The organism is Ramlibacter albus (genome assembly GCF_014297445.1).
In the GTDB taxonomy this organism is placed as follows: domain Bacteria; phylum Pseudomonadota; class Gammaproteobacteria; order Burkholderiales; family Burkholderiaceae_C; genus Ramlibacter; species Ramlibacter albus.
The window spans coordinates 1-1,292 of the sequence record NZ_JACORU010000034.1 but is presented as its reverse complement, the minus strand read 5'-3'; the positions used below and the strand labels follow the sequence as shown (position 1 = coordinate 1,292).

At 62.8% G+C, this 1,292-nt stretch carries 1 protein-coding gene; it reads left to right on the top strand.

The features are described 5' to 3' along the window. Positions 1-62: 62 nt before the first annotated feature. Positions 63-1,252, top strand: a protein-coding gene (locus H8R02_RS29995) for an IS3 family transposase (protein ID WP_187085708.1) whose coding sequence is annotated in 2 segments (ribosomal slippage) — positions 63-315 and positions 315-1,252 — 1,191 coding nt in all. Because the reading frame shifts where the segments join, the coding sequence is not laid out codon by codon here. Positions 1,253-1,292: the final 40 nt, after the last annotated feature.

Below are 1,292 nucleotides of genomic sequence, written 5' to 3'. Positions count from 1 at the left end.
TGACCTTGCCCCCGAAAAACGGATTCCTTGCTGAGGTGTAATTTGGCAAGGAGAGAACTGGAATGGCAAAGAAGCCGAGGGCGAGATACACGCTCGAATTCAAGCTGGAGGCGCTGAGGCAGATCGGCGCGGGGCAGAGCGTGGCGGTGGTGTCGGCCACGCTGGGAGTGGGGCCGACGACGCTGCACAACTGGATCAAGGCACAGCGCGAGGGAAAGCTTGGCGGGCCGGGCAGCAAGCCGGTGAGTCCCGAGCAGATGGAGCTGGCGCAGCTGCGAGCCGAGAATGCGCGCCTGAGGATGGAGCGCGACATCCTAAAAAAAGCGACGGCGTACTTCGCAAGGGAGTCGAAGTGAGGTACGCCTTCATCGAGGGCAAGCGTGGCGAGTGGCCGATCTCGCTGTTGTGCGAGTTGCTGGGCGTCAGCGCCAGCGGCTTTCACCAGTGGAGGCAGCGCAAGGCCAACCAGGAGCCGAGCAAGGCTGGCAGGCGCACGATGAGCAGCGACGCGTTGCTGGCGCACATCAAGGCGATCCACGCCGAGGTCAAAGGCGAGTATGGCTGGCCGCGGATGTGGAAAGAACTGGTGGCGCGCGGCATTCGCGTTGGCAAGGAGCGCGTGCGCAAGCTGATGGCACAGCACGGCATCAAGGCCAGAACGAAGCGCCGGTTCAAGGCGACGACGGACTCGCGGCACAACCTGCCGGTGGCGCCGAACTTGATAGCTCGCGACTTCACGCCGGCAAGACCCAACGAGGTGTGGACCACTGACATCACCTATATCGACACCGGCGAAGGTTGGCTGTACCTGGCGGTGATGCTGGACCTGTTCAGCCGGCATGTGGTGGGCTGGTCGATCGCGCCGAGGATGACGACAAGCCTGGTGCTCGATGCACTGCGCATGGCGTGGTTCAGGAGAAGGCCGCAGGCCGGCTTGATCGTGCACTCGGACAGAGGCAGCCAGTACTGCAGCGGCAACTTCCAGCGCGCCCTGAAGGCCTACGGCATGCGCAGCTCGATGAGCCGCAAAGGAGACTGCTGGGACAATGCGCCCACGGAAAGCCTGTGGGGCTCGTTGAAACGCGCCAGGCTGCACGGCAAGCGATTCGAGACACGCGAGGCAGCACACGGCGAGGTGATGGACTGGCTGGGCTTCTACAACGCGACGAGACTGCATTCGACGCTGGGGTACGTGAGTCCGATGCAGCATGAGAGAAACTGGATGGCGGCCCAGGACAAAAAGTCCGCTTAACAAGCTCGGTTAAGGGATTCGTCAAACAGGGGCAAGGTCA